Consider the following 21,206-nt stretch of genomic DNA (forward strand, 5'->3'; position numbering starts at 1 on the left):
CATGACTGGCTTACTGATCAGATTGTGGGAAGGGCTGCAGTTTTACTGGGGGGACATCAGTTACCTGACACTCCAGCATCTGCAGATCGTGGCGGTCAGCGGGGTGCTGGCCCTGGTCATCGCGTTGCCGTTGGGCGTCTGGATGAGCAGGCCGGCGAACCAGCGTTACGCCATGGCCAGCATGCAGGTCCTGAACGTAGGGCAGGCGATCCCCAAGCTCGCGTTGCTGGCGTTGGCCATGAGCTTCATCGGCGTCGGCAGTGGCGCGGCCATCATCGGATTGTTTGTCGCGACGCTGTTACCCGTGGCGGTCAACACCTATGAAGGTTTGCGCGCGGTGCCGCCGCACCTGGTCGAAGCGGCTGAAGCCATGGGCATGACGCCCCGCGAAACGTTGTGGAAAGTCGAAATCCCCAATGCGCTGAACGTGATTTTCGCGGGCATCCGTACCGCGTTGGCGATCAACGTCGGTACTGCGCCGCTGGCCTTCCTGGTCGGTGGTGGCGGGCTGGGCGAGTTGATCTTTACCGGAATCGATCTGAACGACTTCGGCATGATGCTGGCCGGTGCCACAGCGACCGCGCTGCTGGCGATCGCAGTCGATCTGGGCTGCGGCTTGATTCAAAACATTGCAGTGTCACGGGGCTTGAGGTTGGCCGGGCGCGAGTGAATCTGAAGACCATAGACAAAAATCAATAATATGAGGTGCATGATGATTTATCGAATGCTAGCCAGTCTGATCTTTACCCTGGGTCTTGTTTCAGGGGTTGTGGGCAGCGCTTCTGCCAATAGCGCGATTGTGGTCGGCGGCAAGAAGTTTACCGAGCAGCAACTGGTTGCCGAGATGACTTCTCAGCTGTTGAGCGCCAATGGCTACAGTGTCGATAAACGTCCGGACCTGGGTTCTTCTGTATTGCGCGCTGCACAAGAGAACGGTCAGGTCGATGTGTATTGGGAGTACACCGGCACTTCGCTGATTACGTACAACAAGATCCTGGAAAAACTCGACGCGGAGCAAACGTACAAAAAAATCAGCGAGCTTGACGCGCAGAAGGGCATCACCTGGTTGACCCCGTCCAAGGCCAATAACACCTACGCCTTTGCCATGCGCAAGGACGAGGCCGAGAAGGATGGCGTCGTCTCCATCAGCGATCTTTCGAAGAAGATCGAAGCCGGCAAGTCCTATAAGTTCGCCTCCAACGCCGAGTTTTTCTCGCGGCCCGATGGCCTGCGCCCTCTTCAAGAGGCGTACAAGTTTGAATTTGAGCGCAAGAACATCGTTCGTATGGACGGCGGTCTGACCTATCAGGCGCTCAGAGACGGTCAGGTTGATCTGGCCCTGGTCCTGTCGACGGATGGACGGATTCCGGCCTTCGGCTTTGTGGTGCTGAAAGACGATAAAGGCTTTTTCCCCAGCTACGCGCTAACCCCAGTGATTCGGACTGAAGTGTTGAAAGCGAATCCGAAGATCGGTGAATTGCTCAATGCGCTTTCTTCCAAACTGGACGACAACACTATCGCAGGCCTCAATTCTCGAGTCGATGTTGGCCGTGAATCTATCGAGAGCGTGTCCAGGGAGTTTCTGATAAAGAACCAGTTGCTCCAGTGAGTTCGCGGTGGCGTTGAAGACCCCCGGTTTGATCATGATTGTCCGGGCCGGCTGAATATCGCTGGCCTCTTTTTATCCCGCTTAGTGTTAACGCTCATCCCAAATGCCTGGGACATGAGCTCATTCCGTTCGCCTGGACTCATTAGGAGAATTACCCATGCAGTTGAATAAAAAAATCGTGGCGTGTTCGTTTTTGCTACTGGCGGCCAGTGCTCAGGCGGATAACGGTATCGATCACATGACCCTCGCCGACATGCGTCATGCGTTGAATAACGGCACCCTCAGTTCCGAGCAACTGGTCCAGCACTATCTGGATAATATTCAGGCGAACAATCACCAGGGCCAAAACATCAATGCGCTGGTGGCTATCAATGAACAAGCAATCGATCAGGCCCGCAAGTGGGATGCGCAACGGGCGAAAAACCCCAATGCCCGGTACGCGGCGCTGGCCGGTATTCCATTCGTGGTGAAGGACAACTTTGACACCGCCGACATGGTCACCTCCGGGGGCTCCTATGTGCTGCGTTCGTCCGTACCGAGCCAGGATGCTTTCACCATCAGGAAGTTGATCGACGGGCAGGCGATTCTGCTCGGCAAAGCCAACCTGTCGGAACTGGCTGCGTCCTTTGGCTGGTTTGGCTATAGCTCGTTTGGCGGCCAGACATTGAATCCGAAAAATACCAAGCGTGACGCTTCCGGCTCCAGCAGCGGTTCTGCTGCTGCGGTGGCGGCGGCGTTTGCGCCCTTTGCGTTGGGGTCGGACACCAGCGGCTCGATCCGCGCACCGGCCAGCGTCACCGGCACGGTGGGTTTTCGACCGTCCCTGGGGCTGATCAGTCGTAGCGGAATTATCCCGCTCTCACTGGCGTTCGATACCGCGGGTGTCATTACCAACAGCGTGCTGGATCAGGCCATCGTGCTGGATGCGATCAAGGGCCAGGACAAAAGCGACCCGGCGACCCTGGATCTGGCCGCAGACAAAATACAGTTTGAGCCAGCGCTGAGCCGTTCTTCCCTGCAAGGTAAAACCATTGGCGTGATCAGCAACTTCAAAGGCGCCAACCCGGAGGTTGACGCGGTGTTCAAGTCGGCGCAGGAGACCCTCGGCAAACGCGGTGCGCATGTCGTTTCCATCGAGTTGCCCAAAGCATTTGAAACACTCTGGAGCGATGTGCTCGGCCCAGTAGGGGAGAGCGAGTTCAAACCACAATTCGAACGCTACCTCGCCACCCTCAACCCCAGCCAGCCGCGAACGCTGGCGCAGTTTCTCGACCTGGCCAAGAAAAATCAGGCTGAAAACGGACCGCATGGCATGAACCCGGCACGGTTGGCCGGACTGGAAGCGGTAGCGAATGCCGGTAGCACCGATTCGCCGCTGTATATTTCCATCCTCTCGAGGAAAATCCCGCAGTTGCGCACGCAACTGATGGACATCATGAAGAAGAACAAAGTCGACAGCCTGTTCTTCACGACCATCAACTGCCCGGCTTCGGTGGTGCATGGCGTGACCGATGACAGTTATGTCTGCACCTCCGGCGATACCTACGCGTCGTCGTACATCGCTTCTGCCACAGGTTTTCCCGAGGTCACGGTTCCGGCGGGCACCATCAAGGGCAACCTGCCGGTCGGCGTTTCGTTCCTGGGGGGCTTCGGCGAAGACGCCAAGATTGTCAGCTTTGGCTACGCGTTCCTGGGCCGGTAATCGCTCAGATCTGTTCCAGCAACCAGGTACGGAACGCCACGAGCGATGGCAGCATTTTGTTGCGTGGTGGGTAGCTCAGGTAGTAACTGCGCTGACTGGCGAAGGGCTGGTCAAGGCTGATCAGCTCGACGTTGGCCAACTCGTCGGCCACCAGAATGCGCGGCACCAGACCGATGCCGATACCGGCCCTGACGGCTTGGATCAAGTGTGAGGTGAGTTCGAAGCTCGGTCCCAGCCGCATCATCCGATGGGGCAGGTGGTGGTGGCTGAACCACTCGCCCCAGACGTTGGCGTTGCTTGCGACGTTGAGTAGTGTCTGTGCGCCAATGTGCTGCGGCGTCCAGGCGTCATGGAGCCTGGCCGCTTCTGGGGAAATGATCACCATCAGTTCTTCGGTGTGCAGCCGATGGTTGATCAGGCCCGGCAAGTCGGCATTGCCAACAACGATCGCGGCATCGATGCCACTGGTTTCGAAGTCGATGGCGTCGATCCGCGAATTGATGTGCACCAGCATGCCAGGATGGGTTTTGTAGAAGTCATGAAGGCGTGGCAACAACCACTTCGAGCCAAAAGTCGGCAAGGTGGCCAGGCGCAAAGTGCCGCTGCCGGATTGATAGGCCATGGCCTGCAACGTGGCGCTACGGATGCGTCCGAGTGCTTCACTCATTTCCCGCTGATAAAGACGGCCGACATCGGTCAATTGCACTTGCCGGCCTTCACGGCGAAACAGGGTCAGGCCCAGTTGCTGTTCCAGCGCTTGAACCTGCCGGCTCACCGCGCTTTGGGTCAGTGACAGTTCCAGCGCGGCGCGGGTGTAGCTTTCATGGCGGGCGGCGGCTTCAAAGGCCAGCAGCAACGACATCGAAGGGGTGAGGTGACGGTAATTCATTCGTAAAAGTCATCGATAGCGGCAGGATTATCCGTTTGTCCCACGCCAGAGCCTGCAGGATCATTGGCATGGTCGACGACCTGAGGCTGAGCCATTAATGCTCAAACGACAAGTGTTTTGATTTTTCCGTGATTAGACCGATAAGAGAACAGCCTGCGATGATCGCTCAGTTACCCACCGTTGCACTCGCGGCACACTACCCGCAATTCCTGCAAGCCCTGCGTGCCAGTGGCTTTCGCGGTCAGCTCAGCGCCGACTACGCCACCCGCACCGTGCTGGCGACCGACAATTCGATTTATCAGCGTCTGCCGCAAGCGGCGGTGTTCCCCCTGGATACGGACGATGTCGCCCGCATCGCGACCTTGATGGCTGAACCGCGATTTCGCCAGATCAAGCTGACCCCGCGGGGCGGTGGAACCGGCACCAACGGCCAGTCATTGACCGACGGCATCGTGGTCGACCTGTCGCGGCACATGAACACCATCCTCGAAATTAACGTCGCCGAGCGTTGGGTACGCGTGCAGGCGGGCGTGGTCAAGGACCAGCTCAATGCTGCGCTCAAGCCCCATGGGCTGTTCTTCGCCCCGGAGTTGTCGACCTCCAACCGCGCCACTATCGGCGGCATGATCAGTACTGACGCCAGCGGCCAAGGCAGTTGCACCTATGGCAAGACCCGCGATCATGTCCTGGAACTGCATAGCGTACTGCTCGGCGGTGAGCGTATGCACAGCCAGCCTTTGTCCGACGCGGAACTGGAGGTCGCGTGCGCACTGCCCGGCCGTATCGGCGAGGTATACCGGGTGGCCCGGCACATTCAGGAAACCCAGGCCGATCTGATCAAATCGGTGTTCCCCAAGCTCAACCGTTGCCTGACCGGTTATGACTTGGCGCACCTGCGCGACGAGCACGGGCGTTTCAACCTCAATAGCGTGCTGTGTGGTGCGGAAGGTTCGTTGGGCTACCTCGTCGAAGCCAAGCTCAACGTGTTGCCGATCCCCAAGTATTCGGTGCTGGTGAACGTGCGCTATGCCAGCTTTATGGATGCTCTGCGCGATGCCAATGCCTTATTGGCACACAAGCCGTTGTCCATCGAAACCGTGGACTCCAAGGTGTTGCTGCTGGCGATGAAAGACATCGTCTGGCACAGCGTCGCCGAGTATTTCCCCAGCGACGCCGGGCGTGCGACGCTGGGCATCAACCTGGTGGAGTTCAGCGGCGACGACAGGGCGCAAGTGAACGCCCGCGTGGCCTCGTTCGTGGAGCATCTGCTGGCCGACCTGTCCATCGAGCGCTTGGGGCATACGCTGGCCGAAGGTGCCGAAGCCGTGAGTCGTGTTTACACCATGCGCAAACGCTCGGTCGGGCTATTGGGCAACGTTGACGGCGAGATTCGTCCGCAGCCTTTCGTTGAAGACACCGCTGTGCCGCCGGAGAGACTGGCCGACTACATTGCTGAGTTCCGCGCGTTGCTCGACAGCTATGGCTTGGCTTACGGCATGTTTGGTCACGTCGATGCGGGTGTGTTGCATGTGCGTCCGGCGCTGGACATGAAAGACCCGGCCCAGGCCGCGCTGGTAAAGCCGATTTCCGATGCCGTGGCCGAGTTGACCCGACGCTACGGCGGGTTGCTCTGGGGCGAGCACGGCAAAGGTTTGCGTTCGGAATACGTCCCCGCGTTTTTTGGCGAACTGTACCCGGCGCTGCAATCCCTCAAGGGGACGTTCGACCCGCATAACCAGCTCAACCCCGGGAAGATCTGCACGCCGCCGGACGCGGCCCAAGGCTTGCTCAAGGTCAACGAAGTGACGCTGCGCGGTGATCTGGATCGGCAAATCGACGAGCGCGTTTGGCAAAATTTCGGAACCGCCATGCACTGCAACGGCAACGGTGCTTGCTACAACTACGACCCCAACGACGCGATGTGCCCTTCATGGAAAGCCACCCGTGAACGACAGCATTCGCCAAAGGGCAGGGCGTCACTGATCCGTGAGTGGTTGCGGCTGCAGGGCGCGGCCGATATTGATGTATTGCAAGTGGCTCGGGGCAAATTGTCGTGGCTGAGCGGGTTGCCGAGGCGGTTGCGAAATAACCTGGCGCGCTTACGCGGCGAGGCGGATTTCTCCCATGAAGTCTACTATGCGATGGCGGGCTGTCTGGCCTGTAAATCCTGTGCGGGACAATGCCCGGTCAAGGTCAATGTTCCGGAATTCCGATCACGTTTCCTGGAGCTGTACCACGGACGTTATCAACGCCCCCTGCGTGACTATTTGATCGGCTCGCTGGAGTTCAGCATTCCTTACATGGCCCACGCACCGGGCCTGTACAACCTGGTGATGGGCTCGAAATGGGTGAGCCGTCTGCTCGAGAGCCAGGTCGGCATGCTCGACAGTCCACTGATCCACCGTCATGACTTGCAGGCCACATTGAATCGCTGCAAGGTCACGGTCGCCAGTGTGCCAGCGCTGCGTGGACTGACCGCGGCACAACGTGAGCGTAGCGTGGTGCTGGTGCAGGACGCCTTCACCCGTTACTTCGAAACGCCGTTGCTGGCGAGCTTTATCCAGTTGGCGCATCAGTTGGGCTACAAGGTGTTTCTGGCGCCCTATAGCCCCAATGGCAAGCCGTTGCACGTGCAGGGTTTCCTCGGGGCCTTCGCCAAGGCCGCGATTCGCAACGGCAGTCAGCTCAAGCTGCTCGCTGATTGCGGGGTGCCTCTGGTAGGCCTCGACCCTGCGATGACGCTGGTCTACCGCCAGGAATATCAGAAAGTACCGGGGCTCGACGGTTGCCCGAAGGTCTTGCTGCCTCAGGAATGGCTCGTCGATGCGTTACCCGAAGACCTGCATCCAGCGACCGGGACATTCCGTTTGTTGGCGCACTGCACCGAAAAAACCAACGTCCCGGCCAGTAGTGCTCAATGGGAAACCGTGTTTGCCCGGCTTGGGCTCAAGCTGGTCACGGAGGCGACGGGCTGTTGTGGCATGTCCGGCACCTACGGCCATGAGGCGCGTAACCAGAACACCTCGCGGGCCATTTTCGAGCACTCATGGGCTGGCAAGCTGGATAAACAGGGCGAAGCGCTGGCAACGGGTTATTCCTGTCGCAGCCAGGTGAAACGCTTGACCGACAGACAACTGCGTCATCCGCTGGAGGTGGTGTTGGAACATATAGACGCGCCTTGAAACACCGTGCCAGTCGACCGTTACTCAGCTAACCCTTTGCTTCTCAAGCTTAATCCCGGACAATCGCGCCCCTCTTATTGGCCGGGACGCTGCCAGTGACACGTTTTTATCCGTCCCGGCCGCGTGGTAATGACCGGCTAACGGAGATTCGACCGGATGAATGACCAGGCCAACAGCGTCGACGAACGCTATGAATCGGCACCGGCTGCGCTGAGCAGCTGGAGCCGTCAAGACACTACCTGGATGCTGGGCCTGTTCGGCACGGCCATCGGCGCGGGTACCTTGTTCCTGCCGATCAACGCGGGGCTGGGCGGCTTCTGGCCGTTGCTGGTCCTGGCGGTGCTGGCGTTTCCCATGACCTTCTATGCCCACCGTGGCCTGACCCGCTTCGTGCTCTCCGGGCGCGAGGGCGCGGATATCACCGAGGTGGTGGAAGAGCACTTCGGCCTCAAGGCCGGGGCGCTGATCACCTTGCTGTACTTCTTCGCGATCTTCCCGATCCTGCTGATCTACAGCGTGGCACTGACCAACACGGTGGGCAGTTTCCTCGAACACCAACTGCACATCACCCCGCCGCCTCGGGCGCTGCTGTCGCTGATGCTGATCCTCGGCCTGCTGGTGGTGGTGCGTTGTGGCGAGCAGGTGATCGTCAAGGCCATGAGCCTGATGGTCTATCCGTTTATCGTCGCCTTGCTGTTCCTGGCGGTGTACCTGGTGCCGCACTGGAACGGCGGCATCCTCGCCACGGCCGGCAGTCCGCCGGAGCCGTCGGCCTTGCTGCACACCTTGTGGCTGGCGATCCCGGTGATGGTGTTCTCTTTCAACCATTCGCCGATCATCTCGGCCTTTGCGGTTGACCAGAAGCGCCGTTATGGCGCCCACGCCGAGGAGCGCAGTGCGCAGATCCTGTCACGGGCCCATCTGCTGATGGTGGTGATGGTGCTGTTCTTCGTCTTCAGTTGCGTGCTGACCCTGTCGCCGGCGCAGTTGGCCGAAGCCAAGGCGCAGAACCTGTCGATCCTGTCGTACCTGGCCAACCATTTCAGCAATCCGACCATCGCCTTTGCGGCGCCGTTGATTGCTTTCGTGGCCATTTCCAAATCGTTCCTGGGGCACTACATCGGCGCCAGCGAAGGGCTCAAGGGCTTGATCGCCAAGAGCGGCCGCAAGCCGGGCGCCAAGGCCCTGGACCGGATGACCGCGGCGTTCATGCTGGTGGTGTGCTGGCTGGTGGCGACGCTGAACCCGAGCATCCTCGGCATGATCGAGACCCTCGGCGGGCCGATCATTGCGGCGCTGCTGTTCCTGATGCCGATGTACGCGATCCGCCGGGTGCCGGCGATGCGCAAGTATTCGGGGCAGATGTCCAACGTGTTCGTGACGTTGGTGGGCCTGGTGGCGATTTCGGCGTTGATCTATTCGTTGTCGGCCTGACCTGAGACGCGCGCTTGTCATGGACGTAGCGCGGTCCCTGCAGGAGCCGGCTTGCTGGCGATGGCGTCAGGACAGTCGATGCAAGACTTGCCGGCCTCATCGCTGGCAAGCCAGCTCCTACAGGTTTTGTGGTGCATCCCAACTGACGGCGTTGGGTTGTTTTAGACCCAGACGTCATTGCTGGCCGTCAGATCCCCGCCTTCTTCCCCGGTGTTGACCACCCCGCGCGGTTCGACCAATAAGATCTTGACCTCCCGCTCGGCATACGGCTTGTGCTCGACGCCCTTGGGCACCACGATCATTTCGCCGGCCGCCAGGTGCACCTGGCTGTCGCGAAAATCGATGCGCAATTCCCCCTCAAGGATGATGAAGGTTTCGTCGGTGTCGGCATGGGAATGCCAGACGAAGTCGCCTTCGACCTTCAGCACCTTGAACTGGTAGTCGTTCATTTCAGCAACAATCCTGGGTTGCCAATGCTCAGTGAACAGGGCGAGCTTTTGCGCGAGGTTCACCGGCGACGGTGTGTGCGAAGCAGTCATGGGCTGGGTCTCATCAGGGATCACGGACGTTCAGCCTAGCACCGTCTCAGCCGCGCAATCGAACCACGCCTTCGACTTCCACCGATGCCCCCCCTGGCAGGGACTGGACGCCGATGGCCGAACGTGCATGCCGGCCACGCTCGCCGAAGACCTGCACCAGCACCTCGGAGGCTGCGTTGATCACCTCCGACTGGGCGCCGAAGTCCGAGGGCGCCCGCACATAGCCGGTGATGCGAACGATCTGCTCGACGCGCTCCAGGTCGCCATCGCAGGCTGCCGCGACAATCGACAGGAAGTTCGCCGTGCACAGCCGCGCCGCTTCCCGCGCCTGCTCCAGGGAAATATCCTGGCCGACGATCCCGGTATGACGGATCTCATGGTCGAAACGCGGGACCTGGCCCGACACCCACAACAGATTGCCGTCACGCACGCTCAACTTGAAGTGCTTTGGTACCACGAAGCTTTGCGGTGCTTCGTGGTAAATCGCCCGCAGCAGTGCCTGGAACGGTTGCCGGACCTCGGAGAAGGGCAGCCATTGACGGTTTTCAGTGGTCATGCTGCTCTCCCGCCGGTTGCTGCTCGGCGGCAAACGCGCTGTAGCCACCGACATAACAGCCGACCGGCTGCTCACTGCCCGCGCCGAGGTCCAGGCGCACGTAGATATCCGATGGTCGGCCCATGGCGCGGCCCTGGTGCACCAGGATCGGTTGTTCATCGGCCTCGATCATGCCGTATTCCAGCAAACCGAACGCCAGGGCCGTGGCGGCAATGCCGGTGGCGGCGTCTTCGGGATAGCCCGAGGCCTTGGGGAATTGCCGGCTGTCGAACTGCCGGGCGATGTCCGGACGCGGGCAGAACAGGTAGAGCCCGGTGGAATCGATCTCCTCGCACAAGTCCTTGATGCGCGGCGAATCGGGGCGCGCGGCATCCAGCAAGGCCGGGGTCTTGACCGGTATCAGGGTCTTGATCCGACTGGTGGCGGCGTTGAGGAAGGGCAGGTCGAGCAGGTCGTCCGGTTGCAGGCCGATGGCCTCGATGATCCGGGCCCGTATCCCGGCGTCGTTGACTCGGCTGACCACACCTGCCGGCTGGGAAATCTCGATAAACGCGTCGTTACCCGGATCGCCCTGGATATGGGCGGTCACGGTGCCGCTCTGGGTCTCGATGGACAACTGCTGGCGATCGAGTTTGCCGAGTTGTTGCAGCAGCCAGACGGTGCCGATGGTGGCATGGCCGCACATGCTCATTTCATGCAGGGGCACGAAGAAGCGGAAATGATAGTCGTGGCTGGCCTGATCCCGGGGGGTGAAGGCAAAGCCGCTTTCATGGCCGTAGGACCGGGCGATGGCGGTCATCTGCTCGGCGCTCAGGCCGTCGGCCTCGACGGCGATGGGGGCCGGGTTGCCGCCGCCCTGTTTCGATTTGAAGACTTCTACAACCTGTACATCACTCATACCTGACCTCGCGACACGGTGGATGAGGTCGATTCTGGCAAGCGGCAGCGACAGGTTCTAGGTGGATCGGGTCCTGCAAGCGAACGTTTGGGCCATGGCCTCAGTGCGGCTTGCGCAGGTCGCTGGGCACCAGGCCCAGGTAGCGTTTGAACAGGCGTGCCAGGTAGGACGGCGAGTCGATGCCCACGGCCAGGCTGACCTCGAGGATCGACAGCGAACTGCTGGAGATCAGCCGTGCAGCGGTTTCGACCCGGGTGCGGTTGGTGAAGTCCACCAGGGTTTCATCGGTGCAGGCCTTGAACAGGCGGGTGAGGTGGCGCCGCGACAGGTGGAACTGATAGCCGATCAGGTCGACATTCAGTTCGTCCTGCAGGTGTTCGCGGACATAGCGCTGGATATCGCGGACCAGCAGGGCATTGCGCTGGCTGTCACTGTGTTGCGCCGGTGGTTGCTGGTGGGCGATCAACCGGGCGCACTCTTCGAACAGCAGGTGATTGAGGTGCGGGACCTGGCGCTGGAAGGCTTCGGCCGAGCATCCGGCCGCGAGCTGGTCGTGCAGGCGCAGGATGCTGTCGAGGGTTTCGCTGCCTTGCCAGATCCCCGAGCGGTCGGCCTGGGCGGCAAAGGCCTGGTAGCCGTCGAGTCGGCCCTGATGGTTGATGTAGTGCGAGTCGACATAGAGCACCACATGCTTTTCCCGACCCGGTGCGGCCTGGGTCGAGTGGGCGAAGTCGGCCGGTACCAGGGAAAACGCCTGGCGCGAGACGTGGAGCGCGTTGCTGTTGCTTTCGGTCGACAGGAACAGCCCGCCCTGGCGCGGCAACAGCAGCATATGGCAGTCGTGGGCGTGCCAGTCCTGGGCATAGCCGGTGCTTTCGCTGATCTCGAAACGGAACACGTCGGGGGACATGCCGCTGAGCTTGGGCGATAAATGCGCCATGGGGGCGACCTCCAACGTGGTCATTCAGGTGTCTCGCGCCAGTCTATCCCTTAACGCGCCGGGACAAACGCCTGCTCGTCGTCTGGCTTGGGTTGCGACAGCGATTGCCAGTAACGTTCGCCTGCCGCGTCATCGTACAGGCCTTCCCAACGCGCCACGACCACCACCGCCAGGGCATTGCCGACGATGTTCAGCGCGGTGCGGGCCATGTCCATGATGCGGTCGACACCGGCAATGAAGGCCAGGCCTTCGAGGGGAATACCGACGCTGCCCAGGGTCGCCAGCAGCACCACGAACGATACCCCCGGCACACCGGCGATGCCCTTGGACGTCACCATCAGGGTCAGTACCAGGGTGATCTGCTGGCCGATGGACAGGTCGATTCCATACAACTGGGCAATGAACACCGTCGCGATGCTCTGGTACAAGGTCGAGCCGTCAAGGTTGAAGGAGTAACCGGTGGGCACCACGAACCGGCTGATGGCCTTTGGCGCGCCGAAGGCTTCCATCTTCTCGATGATGCGCGGCAGCACGGTTTCCGAGCTGGCGGTGGAGAAACCGAGGATCAACTCGGCCTTGAGGATGCGCATCAGTCGGAACACCGAAAAGCCGCAGATCCGCGCCACCAGGCCGAACACCACCACGCCGAAAAATGCGATGGCGGCGTACACCAGCGTCACCAGGCGCGCCAGCGGCCACAGCGAAGCAAAACCGAAGTTGGCCACGGTCACCGAGATCAGTGCGAAGACCCCGAGCGGGGCGTAGCGCATGATCATGTGGGTGACCTTGAACATGCTTTGCGAGACACCCTCCAGCACACCGACCAGGGGCAGGCGCAGTTCATCCTTGAGGCTCGACAGGCCGAGGCCGAACATCACCGAGAAGAAGATGATCGGCAGCATGTCGCCGCGCACGAGGGCGGCGAAGATATTCGACGGCACCAGGTTCAGCAGGGTGCTGATGAAGGCGTGGTTGGCCTGCACTTCGCTGGTGGTTTTCTCGTATTGGGAAATATCGGTGGTCCCCAACAGGCTCATGTCGATGCCATGGCCGGGTTGGAACAGGTTCGCCAGGACCAGGCCGACGATAATCGCCACGGTGGTGATGATCTCGAAGTACAGCAGGGTCTTGAAACCGATGCGCCCCAGCTTCCGGCTGTCGCCGACCCCGGCGATACCGACGATCAGCGAGGAAATGACGATCGGGATGACGATCATCTTGATCAGGCGGATAAACAGGTCGCCGGCCGGTTGCAGCAGCGTGCCGATCCACCAGGCCTTGTCCGCGCTGTAATGGTTGAGGAGCGCGCCGACGGCGATGCCCAGCAGCAGACCGATGACGATCTGCCAGGCGAGGCTCAGTTTTGCCTTGTTCATGGTAGGAGGGTTCCCGTTTTTGTTGGAGGTCGATACAGGGGCCGGGGGGCGGGCAGTGGCTCGCCGGTGGGGCAGCTCGATGTTGAGCCGCAATTCCCCGGGCATGAGCGCCAATCGGGCCGGACAAGCTCACGATTGGGCCATGCCTGATCCGGGTCGGGTGTCGGTGGCTCTGTTAAACTCGGTGGAATTTGAAACGGATTGAGGTGTACCGATGAGCGAACCGATTCGTCTGACCCAGTACAGCCATGGCGCTGGTTGCGGTTGCAAGATCTCGCCCCAGGTGCTGGAAGTTATCCTGGCCGGCAGTGGCGCGCAGAACCTCGACCCGAAACTCTGGGTTGGCAACGCCTCACGCGACGATGCCGCGGTGTATGCCATCGATGAAGAACGTGGCGTGGTCTCCACCACCGACTTTTTCATGCCGATCGTCGACGATCCCTACGATTTCGGTCGGATTGCCGCCACCAATGCCATCAGCGACATCTACGCGATGGGTGGCGATCCGATCATGGCCATCGCCATTCTCGGCTGGCCGGTGAACGTGCTGGCCCCGGAAGTGGCCCGCGAAGTGATTCGCGGCGGCCGTGCGGTGTGCGACGCGGCAGGGATCCCCCTGGCCGGCGGTCACTCCATCGATGCTCCCGAGCCGATCTTCGGCCTGGCGGTGACCGGCCTGGTGGACAAGCGCCATATGAAGCGCAACGACACCGCGACGGCCGACTGCAAGCTGTACCTGACCAAACCCCTGGGTATCGGCGTGCTGACCACCGCGGAAAAGAAAGGCAAGTTGCGCAGCGAAGACGTCGGCCTGGCTCGGGACTGGATGTGCACCCTGAACAAACCCGGCAGTCGCTTCGGCAAGCTCGCGGGCGTCACCGCGATGACCGATGTCACCGGCTTTGGCCTGCTCGGCCACCTGGTGGAAATGGCCGATGGCAGCGGCCTGACCGCGCGCATCGTTTATGAGCAGGTCCCGCGTCTGCCGGCGGTCGAGTATTACCTGGACCTGGGCTGTGTGCCCGGCGGCACCCTGCGCAACTACGACAGCTACGCCAGCAAGGTCGGCCCTCTGCGCGAGCTGCACAAACGCGTGCTCTGTGACCCGCAGACCAGCGGCGGGTTGCTGGTGGCGGTTACCGCCGAAGGTGAGGCCGAGTTCCTCGCCGTGGCCGCCGAACTGGGCCTGAAACTTGAGCCCATCGGCCAACTGGTGGAGCGACAGAGCCACGCGGTAGAGGTGTATTGATGTCCCGTGATATCACCGACTACCGCAGTCTGTTTCTCAATGACACACCGATGATGGATACCCGGGCGCCTGTCGAATTCAACAAGGGCTCCTTTCCCGGGGTGGTCAACCTGCCGCTGATGACCGACCTCGAACGACAACGGGTCGGCACCTGTTACAAGCAGCACGGGCAACAAGCCGCCATTGTCCTCGGACACCAACTGGTGGGCGGCGAGGTCAAGGCGGCCCGGCTCCAGGCCTGGGCCGATTTCACCCGCGCCCATCCTGACGGCGTGCTGTATTGCTTCCGTGGCGGGCTGCGCTCGCAGATCGTCCAGCAGTGGCTCAAGCAGGACGCGGGGATCGACTTCCCCCGCGTCGGCGGTGGCTACAAGGCCATGCGCAGCTTTTTGCTGCAGACGGTTGAACAGGCCGTGATCCAGGCGGACTTCGTCTTGCTGGGGGGCATGACCGGCACGGGCAAGACTGATGTGATCGTCCAGCTGGAAAACAGCCTGGACCTGGAAGGGCATGCCAACCACCGGGGCTCCAGCTTCGGCAAGCGCGCCACCGGCCAGCCGTCGAATATCGACTTTGAGAATCGCCTGGCCGTGGACCTGCTGAAGAAGCAGGACCGGGGCATCGAGTCCTTTGTGCTGGAAGATGAAAGCCGTATGGTCGGGCGCTGCGCCTTGCCGCTGGCGCTGTACCAGGGGATGCAAGAGTTTTCCATGGTCTGGCTCGAGGATAGCCTGGAGAGCCGGGTCGAACGGATCTTGCGGGACTATGTGGTCGGGCTCTGCGCGGAGTTCGTCGCGGTGTATTCCGAGCAGGGTTTCCGGCTGTTTGCCGAGCGTCTGCTGGGCAGCCTGGACAACGTGCACAAGCGCCTCGGCGGCGAGCGGCACCAGCGGATGAAGGCCTTGATGCAGGCGGCGCTGGAGGAACAGGAACGTAGCGGTGCGGTGGATCTGCACCGGGGTTGGATCGAAGGTTTGCTGAACGAGTATTACGATCCGATGTACGCCTTCCAGCGTGAAAGCAAAGGTGCGCGGATCGAGTTCGCTGGGGAGCAGGCGGCGGTGCTGGAGTATCTCAGGAGCCGCCGCCCAAGGGGCTGAGTGCCTCTTCCCGGAAATGTAGGAGCGAGCTTGCTGGCGATAGCGGTGGTGCATTCACTGCCGCCATCGCCAGCAAGCCGGCTTCCGCAGGATCGCGTCTCACCACAAAAGTATCGTGTTGCCGAGGCCCCCGTAGGAGCGCCGGTCGACGCCCGATTGCTGGCAATAGCGGCAGTGAATGCGCTACCGCCATCGCCAGCAGTCCGGTGCTTACAAGACCACCACGGCCACCAGGCCGCTGAGCACACCCACCAGCATCGTCAGCACCGCCACGGTCATCAGCACCTTGGCGTCGAATTCCTTGCGCAGCATCAGCAGCGACGGCAGGCTGATGCTCGGCAGGGTCAGCAGCAGCGCCACTGCCGGCGCGGTGCCCAGGCCCAGGGTCATCATGGTCTGCACGATGGGAATCTCGGCTGCCGTTGGAATCACGAACAAGGTCCCGATAATCGCCAGTGGTATCAGCCACAGCAGGCTGTTGCCCATGGCCCCATCAACATGGGGAAACAGCCAGACCCGCGCCGCGCCCAGCAACAGCACCGCGACGATATAGATCGGGATGGTGGTCCAGAACAGTTGCCACAGGGTCTTGCCCCAACGCGCCATGAAACTCTGCTGATCAGGGCTGCTGGCATCGACCACGGCTTCCACCGCCGCCTCCGGCAAGGTTTCCGGGCGAGCCACCCGTTGCGCCACCAGCGAAACCCCCAGCACCAGCACCAAGCCCGCCACCAGACGGATCGCGGTGAAGCCCCAGCCGAGCACGAAGCCCATGAACACCAGGGTTGCCGGGTTGAGCACCGGGTTGGCGATCCAGAACGCCAGCGCCGCGCCCACCGAGACGTTTTGCCGACGCATCCCGGCCGCCACTGGTGCCGCGCAGCACGAACACATCATGCCGGGCAGGGCGAACAGTCCGCCACGCAGGGTCGAGCCGAAACCGGCACGCCCGAACAGGCGCAGCAGCCAGTCGCGGGGAATCAGCACCTGCAACAGAGAACCGAGAATCACCGCCAGCACCGCGGCTTTCCAGATCGCCAGGAAGTACACCTGGGCGTAGGCCAGCGCGGCGGAAAGCGGCGAGGCCGGGTTGTCGTTGATGATCGAGGCGCCGATGCTGTGGCTGTCGGCGGCGACGAAGGCCTTGGCGTAGTAGGGCGACCATTTGACGTAGTACAGGCCGATGGCGGCGACGAGGAGAAACAGCAGCGGTTTCCACCAGAGCGACCAGCCGCGGGCGGGAGCTACTTGGGTGAGAGTGGGCATGGGAGCGTGTCCGATGGATGAGGGGAGGTGGATAAAGGATAACCCAGCCGCGGGCCTTCGCCAGCTGTTGGTACCCGATGTGTATTGAAGGTTTCGGCCTATGGGGCTGTGGGTGATTTCTTATAGCGTGCCGATCGGGTGCCGTCGCCGGCTCAAGCGCTCAAGGCGACCGGCCTGGGGGCATGTTTCCATGTATCAGGGTGTTCTTTTCCGGCGGGATCATTTCATGTCATCGGCGGCAAGCGGCGTTTGATCGGCGTCTTCTTGACGATGGCGGTGTTGGTTTCGGCATGGTGGTTGAGCCGGTCCAGCAGTGTATCGAGTTGCTCCATGTCGCGTACATGCAGGCGGGCGATAAAACAATCGTCCCCGGTGACCTTGTCGCATTCGGTGAATTGGGGAATCGCCTGGATCTGCCGTTCCACTTCCTGCAACTGGCCGGGCAGGGGGCGAATGCGAACGATGGCCTGCAACAGGTAACCGAAGGATTTGGGCTCTACATCAACGGTGTAGCCCTTGATCACGCCGCGCTCTTCCAGCCGGCGCAGGCGTTCCGCGACGCTGGGCGAGGACAACCCACTGACCTGCGCCAGGGCCTTGAGCGAGCGGCGCGAGTCACTCATCAGGGCGCTGATCAACAAGTGGTCGATTTCGTCAGTCATGGCTGCCTCGTTAGGTTGATCGCTGAAATTACCTTGATAAGAAAGGCAAAGGCAAAGTTTAGCCTATTTCAAGCGCTGGAGAAGCGGGCTGGAGACTGGGCATACTTTTGCCATCTGCCCAGGGCCTATTCAGAGGAACTCACCCATGAACACATCACTGCATCGTGGCACGCTGGAAATGGTCGCGGCCATGTTGATCTCGGGGACCATCGGCTGGTTCGTGCTGGTGTCCGGTCAGCCGGTGCTGGACGTGGTGTTCTGGCGTTGCGTGTTCGGTGCGCTGACCTTGCTGGTGATCTGCGCCGTCATGGGTTTTCTGCGCCCCGGCATCCTGACCCGCACCACTTTCCTGCTGGCGGTGCTCAGCGGCGTGGCCATCGTCGGTAACTGGGTGTTGCTGTTCGCTTCCTATTCCCGGGCCTCGATTGCCATCGGCACGGCGGTCTATAACGTCCAGCCGTTTATGCTGGTGGGCCTGGCGGCAGTGTTTCTCGGCGAGAAGATCACCGCGCAGAAGCTGTTCTGGCTGGGTTTGGCCTTTGTCGGGATGCTGGCGATTGTCAGTGCCCACGGACAGCCGGGGGAGAGTGGGGGTGAATACCTGCTGGGCATCGGCCTGGCGTTGGCGGCGGCGCTGTTGTATGCCATCGCGGCGCTGATCATCAAGCGCTTGAAGGGTACGCCGCCGCACCTGATTGCCCTGGTCCAGGTGTGCACCGGGGTCTTGTTGTTGGCGCCTTGGGCGCATATTTCGGCGTTTCCCCAGCAGGCCAGTGCCTGGGGGAGCTTGCTGACCCTGGGGATGGTGCATACGGGCGTGATGTATGTGCTGTTGTATGGCGCGATCCAGAAACTGCCGACGGCCCTGACCGGGGCGCTGTCCTTTATCTACCCGATTGCGGCGATCTTCGTCGACTGGTTCGCTTTCGGTCATCAGTTGGTGCTGGTGCAGTGGGTGGGCGTGATCGCCATTCTGCTGGCGGCGGCGGGGATGCAGCAGGGTTGGTCGCTGGGTTTCAAGCGAGCGCTTGCACGCTGAGGGTGTGGGTGTCGGGGGTGACAAGCTCCGGGGTTTGTGGGAGCCGGCTTGCTGGCGATGGCGGTGTTGAATGTGGCATCGCAATCGCTGGCAAGCCAGCTCCTACAGGGGACCGCGTCGATCATCATTGTGCGCTGGCGGGCAAGACGGTATCTACAGAGACCTCGTAGCACGATACTTTTGTGGTGAGACGCGATCTTGTGGGAGCCGGCTTGCTGGCGATTGCGGCCGGAAGCACACCGCAAGGCTCAAAGGCCTCATCGCTACAGGGTACGGCTATCTGTTTTGGGCGGCTGGCTTCAGACGCCGTTGCGATAACGCGCCGCTGGCAGGACCTGCATGTAGTTCGGCAGCATCGCCAGGCGAGCGGCTTCCAGGGCTTGCCACTGGCCTTCATCGGGCAGCGGTGGAATGGTCACGGTTTCGCGGCGATCAAAGCCCACCAATGCCGCGTCCACCAGGTCATCGACCTCCATGACCGCCGGCAGATCCTCGATCCGCTTGCCCGAGCGCTCCCAGATTTCGGTGCGCGTGGCGGCCGGCAAGACTGCCTGCACGTACAGCCCCTTGGCCCCGAGTTCGATATTCAGACTCTGGCTGAGGAACAGCACGAACGCCTTGGTTGCCCCATAGACCGCCATCTGCAGTTCCGGTGCGAGGCCGACCACCGACGCGACGTTGATGATCGAGCCCGCGCCCGCCTGGACCAGGCGTGGCGTGATCGCACTGGTCAGGCGGGCCAGGGCGGTGATGTTGAGGTTGATGACCTGGCTCACGGCATCCGGTGCTTGCTCCAGGAACGTCCCGGTTCCGCTCATCCCGGCATTGTTGACCAGAATGCCGATAGTCGCATCGTCGCGAACCCGTGACTCGATGCGGGCCAGATCGCTGGCATCGGTCAGATCGGCCTGGATCACATCCACCGAAACCCCGGTTTCCTGCCGCAGCCGCTCGGCCAGGCTGTCCATACGGGCCTTGTCCCGAGCCACCAGTACCAGGGCGTGGCCGCGCTTGGCGAAGCGATCGGCATAAACGGCACCGATACCGGTGGAAGCACCTGTGATCAGAACGGCGGGTTTGACTGTCATGACGGTAATCCTCAGCGGGTTGATTTATTCATGACCGTTGTCATGTTTAACAAATATGATGGCTGTCATGTATACTGTCAAGCCTGTTAACGGAGGTTTCCAATGAAAGTCAGTCGCGAGCAGGTGGCAGAGAACCGGCGCAATATCCTCGAAGCCGCCAGTCGGCTGTTTCGGGCCAAAGGTTATGAGGCGGTCACGGTGTCTGAGGTGATGAAGGCAGCCGGGCTGACCCATGGCGGCTTCTACGGCTATTTCACCTCGAAGGACGATCTGGTGGCCCAGTCCCTGGCCCATGTATTTTCGACGGCGGTCCCGGCGGGCGCCGACCTGGTGGGTTATGTCACGCATTATTTGAGTGCCGCGCACTTGAAGGACTGTGCCGGTGGCTGCCCGATGGCCGGACTGGCATCGGAAACCAGTCGCCAGGCCCCCGAGGCGCGGGCGCAGATGACCGGCAGCATTCGTCGTCAGCTCGGCAGTTTGAGTCAGGCGATGCCCGGTGCCACGGCCGAAGAAAAGCGCCGCGCCGCCACGGGGAGCTGGGCTGCAATGGTGGGTGCCATGGTGCTGGCGCGGGTTTGTGACGATCCGCAGTTGGCCGAGACGGTGCTCAGCGACACGCGCGAGTGGCTACTGGCACAGGATGTGAAGTCTGAGGTGTAGGGCCTCAGTTGCCGATCACGTACAGACAGATCGACAGCGTCACCAGCGATCCCAGCGTGGAAATCAGGATGGTGCTCGACACCACTGAAGCTTCACGCTTGTAGTACTCCGCCAGCATAAAGGGCCCGGTGCCGGTAGGCAGCGCACTCAAGAGCAGCGCCGAATTGGCCCACAGCGGCGGCAGATGAAACACCTTGAAGGCCAGGAACCAGGTCAGCAGCGGGTGGGCGATCAGCTTGATCAGCACCAGCATCGTCGCGCCCTGACGTGGGCCTTGTTGCTTGTGGGCGAGGAACAGCCCGAGTGAAATCAGCGCGCAGGGGATGGTGGCGGCGCCCAGCAGGCTGAGAAATTTCTCGAAAGGCGCCGGCAACGGCGCGCCGCCCCAGGCCCATAGCGCACCGAGCAGCGGTGAAACCACCAGCGGATTTTTCGCCAGGGCCAGGAGCACCTTGAAGATGATCCGGTGCACCTGACGCTCGGTCTGCAAGCCGATTTCGATACACACCAGCGCCAGCCCGAACAACACGCAGACCACCAGCAAGGAGGCGATCAATGCCGGCTCCAGGCCGTTCTGGCCGAGCACCATCACGCACAGCGGGATCCCGATATAACCGGTATTAGCGTAGGACGCGCTGAGGGCATCGATGCTCGCGTCGGCGAAATGCCCGGCCTTGCGCCAGCGCAGCAACAAGGTCAGGACAAACATCGCCAGGGTACTGAGGGTAAACGCCAGGACAAATCCCGGGTGCCAGATCTGTTCCCAGGTCGCCGTGGCCGTGGCCTTGAACAGCAGCGCCGGCAGGCACAGCCAGACCACCATGCGGTTGATCTCGGACGCCGCGTTGGGCCCCAGGCGGTTGGTCCGGCGGCAGATGAAGCCGACCAGGATCAGGGCAAAGATAGGCAGCAGGACGCTTAAGACGGAGGACATTATTGAAGCCGAAGCCTTGGTGGTACGCGGGTGGGCAAGGGTAAAGGCGGAGATCGTTAGCTTGCAATCTTTATTCGAAA

19 protein-coding genes are annotated in these 21,206 nt (G+C 61.4%); 9 read left to right on the forward strand and 10 right to left on the reverse strand.

Going from position 1 to position 21,206, the window contains the following annotated elements; genetic code table 11:
• Position 1 precedes the first annotated feature (1 nt).
• The 3 genes from HX866_RS26565 to HX866_RS26575 all read left to right on the forward strand — a co-directional run bounded on the left by HX866_RS26565 (position 2) and on the right by HX866_RS26575 (position 3,311).
• A complete protein-coding gene (locus HX866_RS26565; RefSeq protein ID WP_177097286.1) occupies positions 2-670 on the forward strand; it encodes an ABC transporter permease in 669 nt (222 codons plus the stop codon).
• 54 nt (positions 671-724) lie between these two features.
• Positions 725-1,609, forward strand: coding sequence for a glycine betaine ABC transporter substrate-binding protein (locus HX866_RS26570; RefSeq protein WP_256345011.1), 885 nt, complete (start codon positions 725-727; stop codon positions 1,607-1,609).
• A gap of 157 nt (positions 1,610-1,766) precedes the next feature.
• Positions 1,767-3,311, forward strand: a complete 1,545-nt coding sequence (locus HX866_RS26575; RefSeq protein ID WP_177140705.1) for an amidase family protein — start codon at positions 1,767-1,769, stop codon at positions 3,309-3,311.
• A gap of 4 nt (positions 3,312-3,315) precedes the next feature.
• Here HX866_RS26575 and HX866_RS26580 read toward each other — a convergent pair whose 3' ends face one another.
• Positions 3,316-4,200 (reverse strand): LysR substrate-binding domain-containing protein, encoded by an 885-nt coding sequence (locus tag HX866_RS26580; protein ID WP_177140706.1) that lies wholly within the window; start codon positions 4,198-4,200, stop codon positions 3,316-3,318.
• 158 nt (positions 4,201-4,358) lie between these two features.
• On the opposite strand from HX866_RS26580, the gene ydiJ reads away from it, so the two are divergent.
• The gene (gene ydiJ, locus HX866_RS26585; protein ID WP_177140707.1) at positions 4,359-7,382 is read left to right on the forward strand and encodes a D-2-hydroxyglutarate dehydrogenase YdiJ; all 3,024 of its coding nucleotides are present in this window, start codon (positions 4,359-4,361) and stop codon (positions 7,380-7,382) included.
• Between the two features lie 156 nt (positions 7,383-7,538).
• Positions 7,539-8,816 (forward strand): serine/threonine transporter, encoded by a 1,278-nt coding sequence (locus HX866_RS26590; protein ID WP_177097278.1) that lies wholly within the window; start codon positions 7,539-7,541, stop codon positions 8,814-8,816.
• Between the two features lie 161 nt (positions 8,817-8,977).
• Here HX866_RS26590 and HX866_RS26595 read toward each other — a convergent pair whose 3' ends face one another.
• The 5 genes from HX866_RS26595 to gltP all read right to left on the reverse strand — a co-directional run bounded on the left by HX866_RS26595 (position 8,978) and on the right by gltP (position 13,125).
• Positions 8,978-9,355 (reverse strand): cupin domain-containing protein, encoded by a 378-nt coding sequence (locus HX866_RS26595; protein ID WP_177097276.1) that lies wholly within the window; start codon positions 9,353-9,355, stop codon positions 8,978-8,980.
• Positions 9,356-9,401: 46 nt separating this feature from the next.
• Positions 9,402-9,911, reverse strand: a complete 510-nt coding sequence (locus HX866_RS26600; RefSeq protein WP_177104451.1) for a RidA family protein — start codon at positions 9,909-9,911, stop codon at positions 9,402-9,404.
• The gene (locus HX866_RS26605; RefSeq protein ID WP_177097272.1) at positions 9,901-10,809 is read right to left on the reverse strand and encodes a PhzF family phenazine biosynthesis protein; all 909 of its coding nucleotides are present in this window, start codon (positions 10,807-10,809) and stop codon (positions 9,901-9,903) included. Before HX866_RS26605 ends, HX866_RS26600 begins: the two co-directional genes overlap by 11 nt.
• 100 nt (positions 10,810-10,909) lie before the next feature.
• Positions 10,910-11,773 carry a helix-turn-helix domain-containing protein gene (locus tag HX866_RS26610; protein ID WP_177140708.1) on the reverse strand — a complete coding sequence of 288 codons (864 nt, stop codon included), beginning with the start codon at positions 11,771-11,773 and terminating at the stop codon, positions 10,910-10,912.
• A gap of 26 nt (positions 11,774-11,799) precedes the next feature.
• The gene (gene gltP, locus HX866_RS26615) at positions 11,800-13,125 is read right to left on the reverse strand and encodes a glutamate/aspartate:proton symporter GltP (RefSeq protein WP_177140709.1); all 1,326 of its coding nucleotides are present in this window, start codon (positions 13,123-13,125) and stop codon (positions 11,800-11,802) included.
• Between the two features lie 214 nt (positions 13,126-13,339).
• Here gltP and selD point away from each other — a divergent pair, with 214 nt between their 5' ends.
• Positions 13,340-14,374 (forward strand): selenide, water dikinase SelD, encoded by a 1,035-nt coding sequence (selD, locus tag HX866_RS26620; RefSeq protein ID WP_177097266.1) that lies wholly within the window; start codon positions 13,340-13,342, stop codon positions 14,372-14,374.
• The gene (mnmH, locus tag HX866_RS26625) at positions 14,374-15,474 is read left to right on the forward strand and encodes a tRNA 2-selenouridine(34) synthase MnmH (RefSeq protein ID WP_177140710.1); all 1,101 of its coding nucleotides are present in this window, start codon (positions 14,374-14,376) and stop codon (positions 15,472-15,474) included. Before selD ends, mnmH begins: the two co-directional genes overlap by 1 nt.
• A gap of 210 nt (positions 15,475-15,684) precedes the next feature.
• Here the strand turns inward: mnmH and HX866_RS26630 are convergent, their stop codons facing one another.
• The gene (locus tag HX866_RS26630) at positions 15,685-16,740 is read right to left on the reverse strand and encodes a permease (RefSeq protein ID WP_177140711.1); all 1,056 of its coding nucleotides are present in this window, start codon (positions 16,738-16,740) and stop codon (positions 15,685-15,687) included.
• A gap of 224 nt (positions 16,741-16,964) precedes the next feature.
• Positions 16,965-17,402 carry an Lrp/AsnC family transcriptional regulator gene (locus tag HX866_RS26635; RefSeq protein ID WP_100943811.1) on the reverse strand — a complete coding sequence of 146 codons (438 nt, stop codon included), beginning with the start codon at positions 17,400-17,402 and terminating at the stop codon, positions 16,965-16,967.
• Between the two features lie 145 nt (positions 17,403-17,547).
• Between HX866_RS26635 and HX866_RS26640 the strand changes: the two genes are divergently transcribed.
• The gene (locus HX866_RS26640) at positions 17,548-18,441 is read left to right on the forward strand and encodes a DMT family transporter (protein ID WP_177140712.1); all 894 of its coding nucleotides are present in this window, start codon (positions 17,548-17,550) and stop codon (positions 18,439-18,441) included.
• Positions 18,442-18,740: 299 nt separating this feature from the next.
• Here the strand turns inward: HX866_RS26640 and HX866_RS26645 are convergent, their stop codons facing one another.
• The gene (locus tag HX866_RS26645) at positions 18,741-19,529 is read right to left on the reverse strand and encodes an SDR family NAD(P)-dependent oxidoreductase (protein WP_177102633.1); all 789 of its coding nucleotides are present in this window, start codon (positions 19,527-19,529) and stop codon (positions 18,741-18,743) included.
• A gap of 102 nt (positions 19,530-19,631) precedes the next feature.
• Between HX866_RS26645 and HX866_RS26650 the strand changes: the two genes are divergently transcribed.
• Positions 19,632-20,192: a TetR/AcrR family transcriptional regulator gene (locus HX866_RS26650; RefSeq protein WP_177102632.1), complete on the forward strand. Its 561-nt coding sequence runs from the start codon at positions 19,632-19,634 to the stop codon at positions 20,190-20,192.
• A 4-nt stretch (positions 20,193-20,196) separates the two neighbouring features.
• On the opposite strand, the gene HX866_RS26655 is transcribed toward HX866_RS26650, so the two are convergent.
• The gene (locus HX866_RS26655) at positions 20,197-21,126 is read right to left on the reverse strand and encodes an AEC family transporter (RefSeq protein WP_177102631.1); all 930 of its coding nucleotides are present in this window, start codon (positions 21,124-21,126) and stop codon (positions 20,197-20,199) included.
• Positions 21,127-21,206: the final 80 nt, after the last annotated feature.

This window comes from Pseudomonas gingeri (assembly GCF_013386165.1).
In the GTDB taxonomy this organism is placed as follows: Bacteria; Pseudomonadota; Gammaproteobacteria; order Pseudomonadales; family Pseudomonadaceae; genus Aquipseudomonas; species Aquipseudomonas gingeri_C.

Coding starts and splice junctions, on each gene's coding strand:
- HX866_RS26565 (WP_177097286.1), top strand. CDS start 2: ATGACTGGCTTACTGATCAGATTGTGGGAAGGGCTGCAGTTTTACTGG.
- HX866_RS26570 (WP_256345011.1), top strand. CDS start 725: ATGCTAGCCAGTCTGATCTTTACCCTGGGTCTTGTTTCAGGGGTTGTG.
- HX866_RS26575 (WP_177140705.1), top strand. CDS start 1,767: ATGCAGTTGAATAAAAAAATCGTGGCGTGTTCGTTTTTGCTACTGGCG.
- HX866_RS26580 (WP_177140706.1), bottom strand. CDS start 4,200: ATGAATTACCGTCACCTCACCCCTTCGATGTCGTTGCTGCTGGCCTTT.
- ydiJ (WP_177140707.1), top strand. CDS start 4,359: ATGATCGCTCAGTTACCCACCGTTGCACTCGCGGCACACTACCCGCAA.
- HX866_RS26590 (WP_177097278.1), top strand. CDS start 7,539: ATGAATGACCAGGCCAACAGCGTCGACGAACGCTATGAATCGGCACCG.
- HX866_RS26595 (WP_177097276.1), bottom strand. CDS start 9,355: ATGACTGCTTCGCACACACCGTCGCCGGTGAACCTCGCGCAAAAGCTC.
- HX866_RS26600 (WP_177104451.1), bottom strand. CDS start 9,911: ATGACCACTGAAAACCGTCAATGGCTGCCCTTCTCCGAGGTCCGGCAA.
- HX866_RS26605 (WP_177097272.1), bottom strand. CDS start 10,809: ATGAGTGATGTACAGGTTGTAGAAGTCTTCAAATCGAAACAGGGCGGC.
- HX866_RS26610 (WP_177140708.1), bottom strand. CDS start 11,773: ATGACCACGTTGGAGGTCGCCCCCATGGCGCATTTATCGCCCAAGCTC.
- gltP (WP_177140709.1), bottom strand. CDS start 13,125: ATGAACAAGGCAAAACTGAGCCTCGCCTGGCAGATCGTCATCGGTCTG.
- selD (WP_177097266.1), top strand. CDS start 13,340: ATGAGCGAACCGATTCGTCTGACCCAGTACAGCCATGGCGCTGGTTGC.
- mnmH (WP_177140710.1), top strand. CDS start 14,374: ATGTCCCGTGATATCACCGACTACCGCAGTCTGTTTCTCAATGACACA.
- HX866_RS26630 (WP_177140711.1), bottom strand. CDS start 16,740: ATGCCCACTCTCACCCAAGTAGCTCCCGCCCGCGGCTGGTCGCTCTGG.
- HX866_RS26635 (WP_100943811.1), bottom strand. CDS start 17,402: ATGACTGACGAAATCGACCACTTGTTGATCAGCGCCCTGATGAGTGAC.
- HX866_RS26640 (WP_177140712.1), top strand. CDS start 17,548: ATGAACACATCACTGCATCGTGGCACGCTGGAAATGGTCGCGGCCATG.
- HX866_RS26645 (WP_177102633.1), bottom strand. CDS start 19,529: ATGACAGTCAAACCCGCCGTTCTGATCACAGGTGCTTCCACCGGTATC.
- HX866_RS26650 (WP_177102632.1), top strand. CDS start 19,632: ATGAAAGTCAGTCGCGAGCAGGTGGCAGAGAACCGGCGCAATATCCTC.
- HX866_RS26655 (WP_177102631.1), bottom strand. CDS start 21,126: ATGTCCTCCGTCTTAAGCGTCCTGCTGCCTATCTTTGCCCTGATCCTG.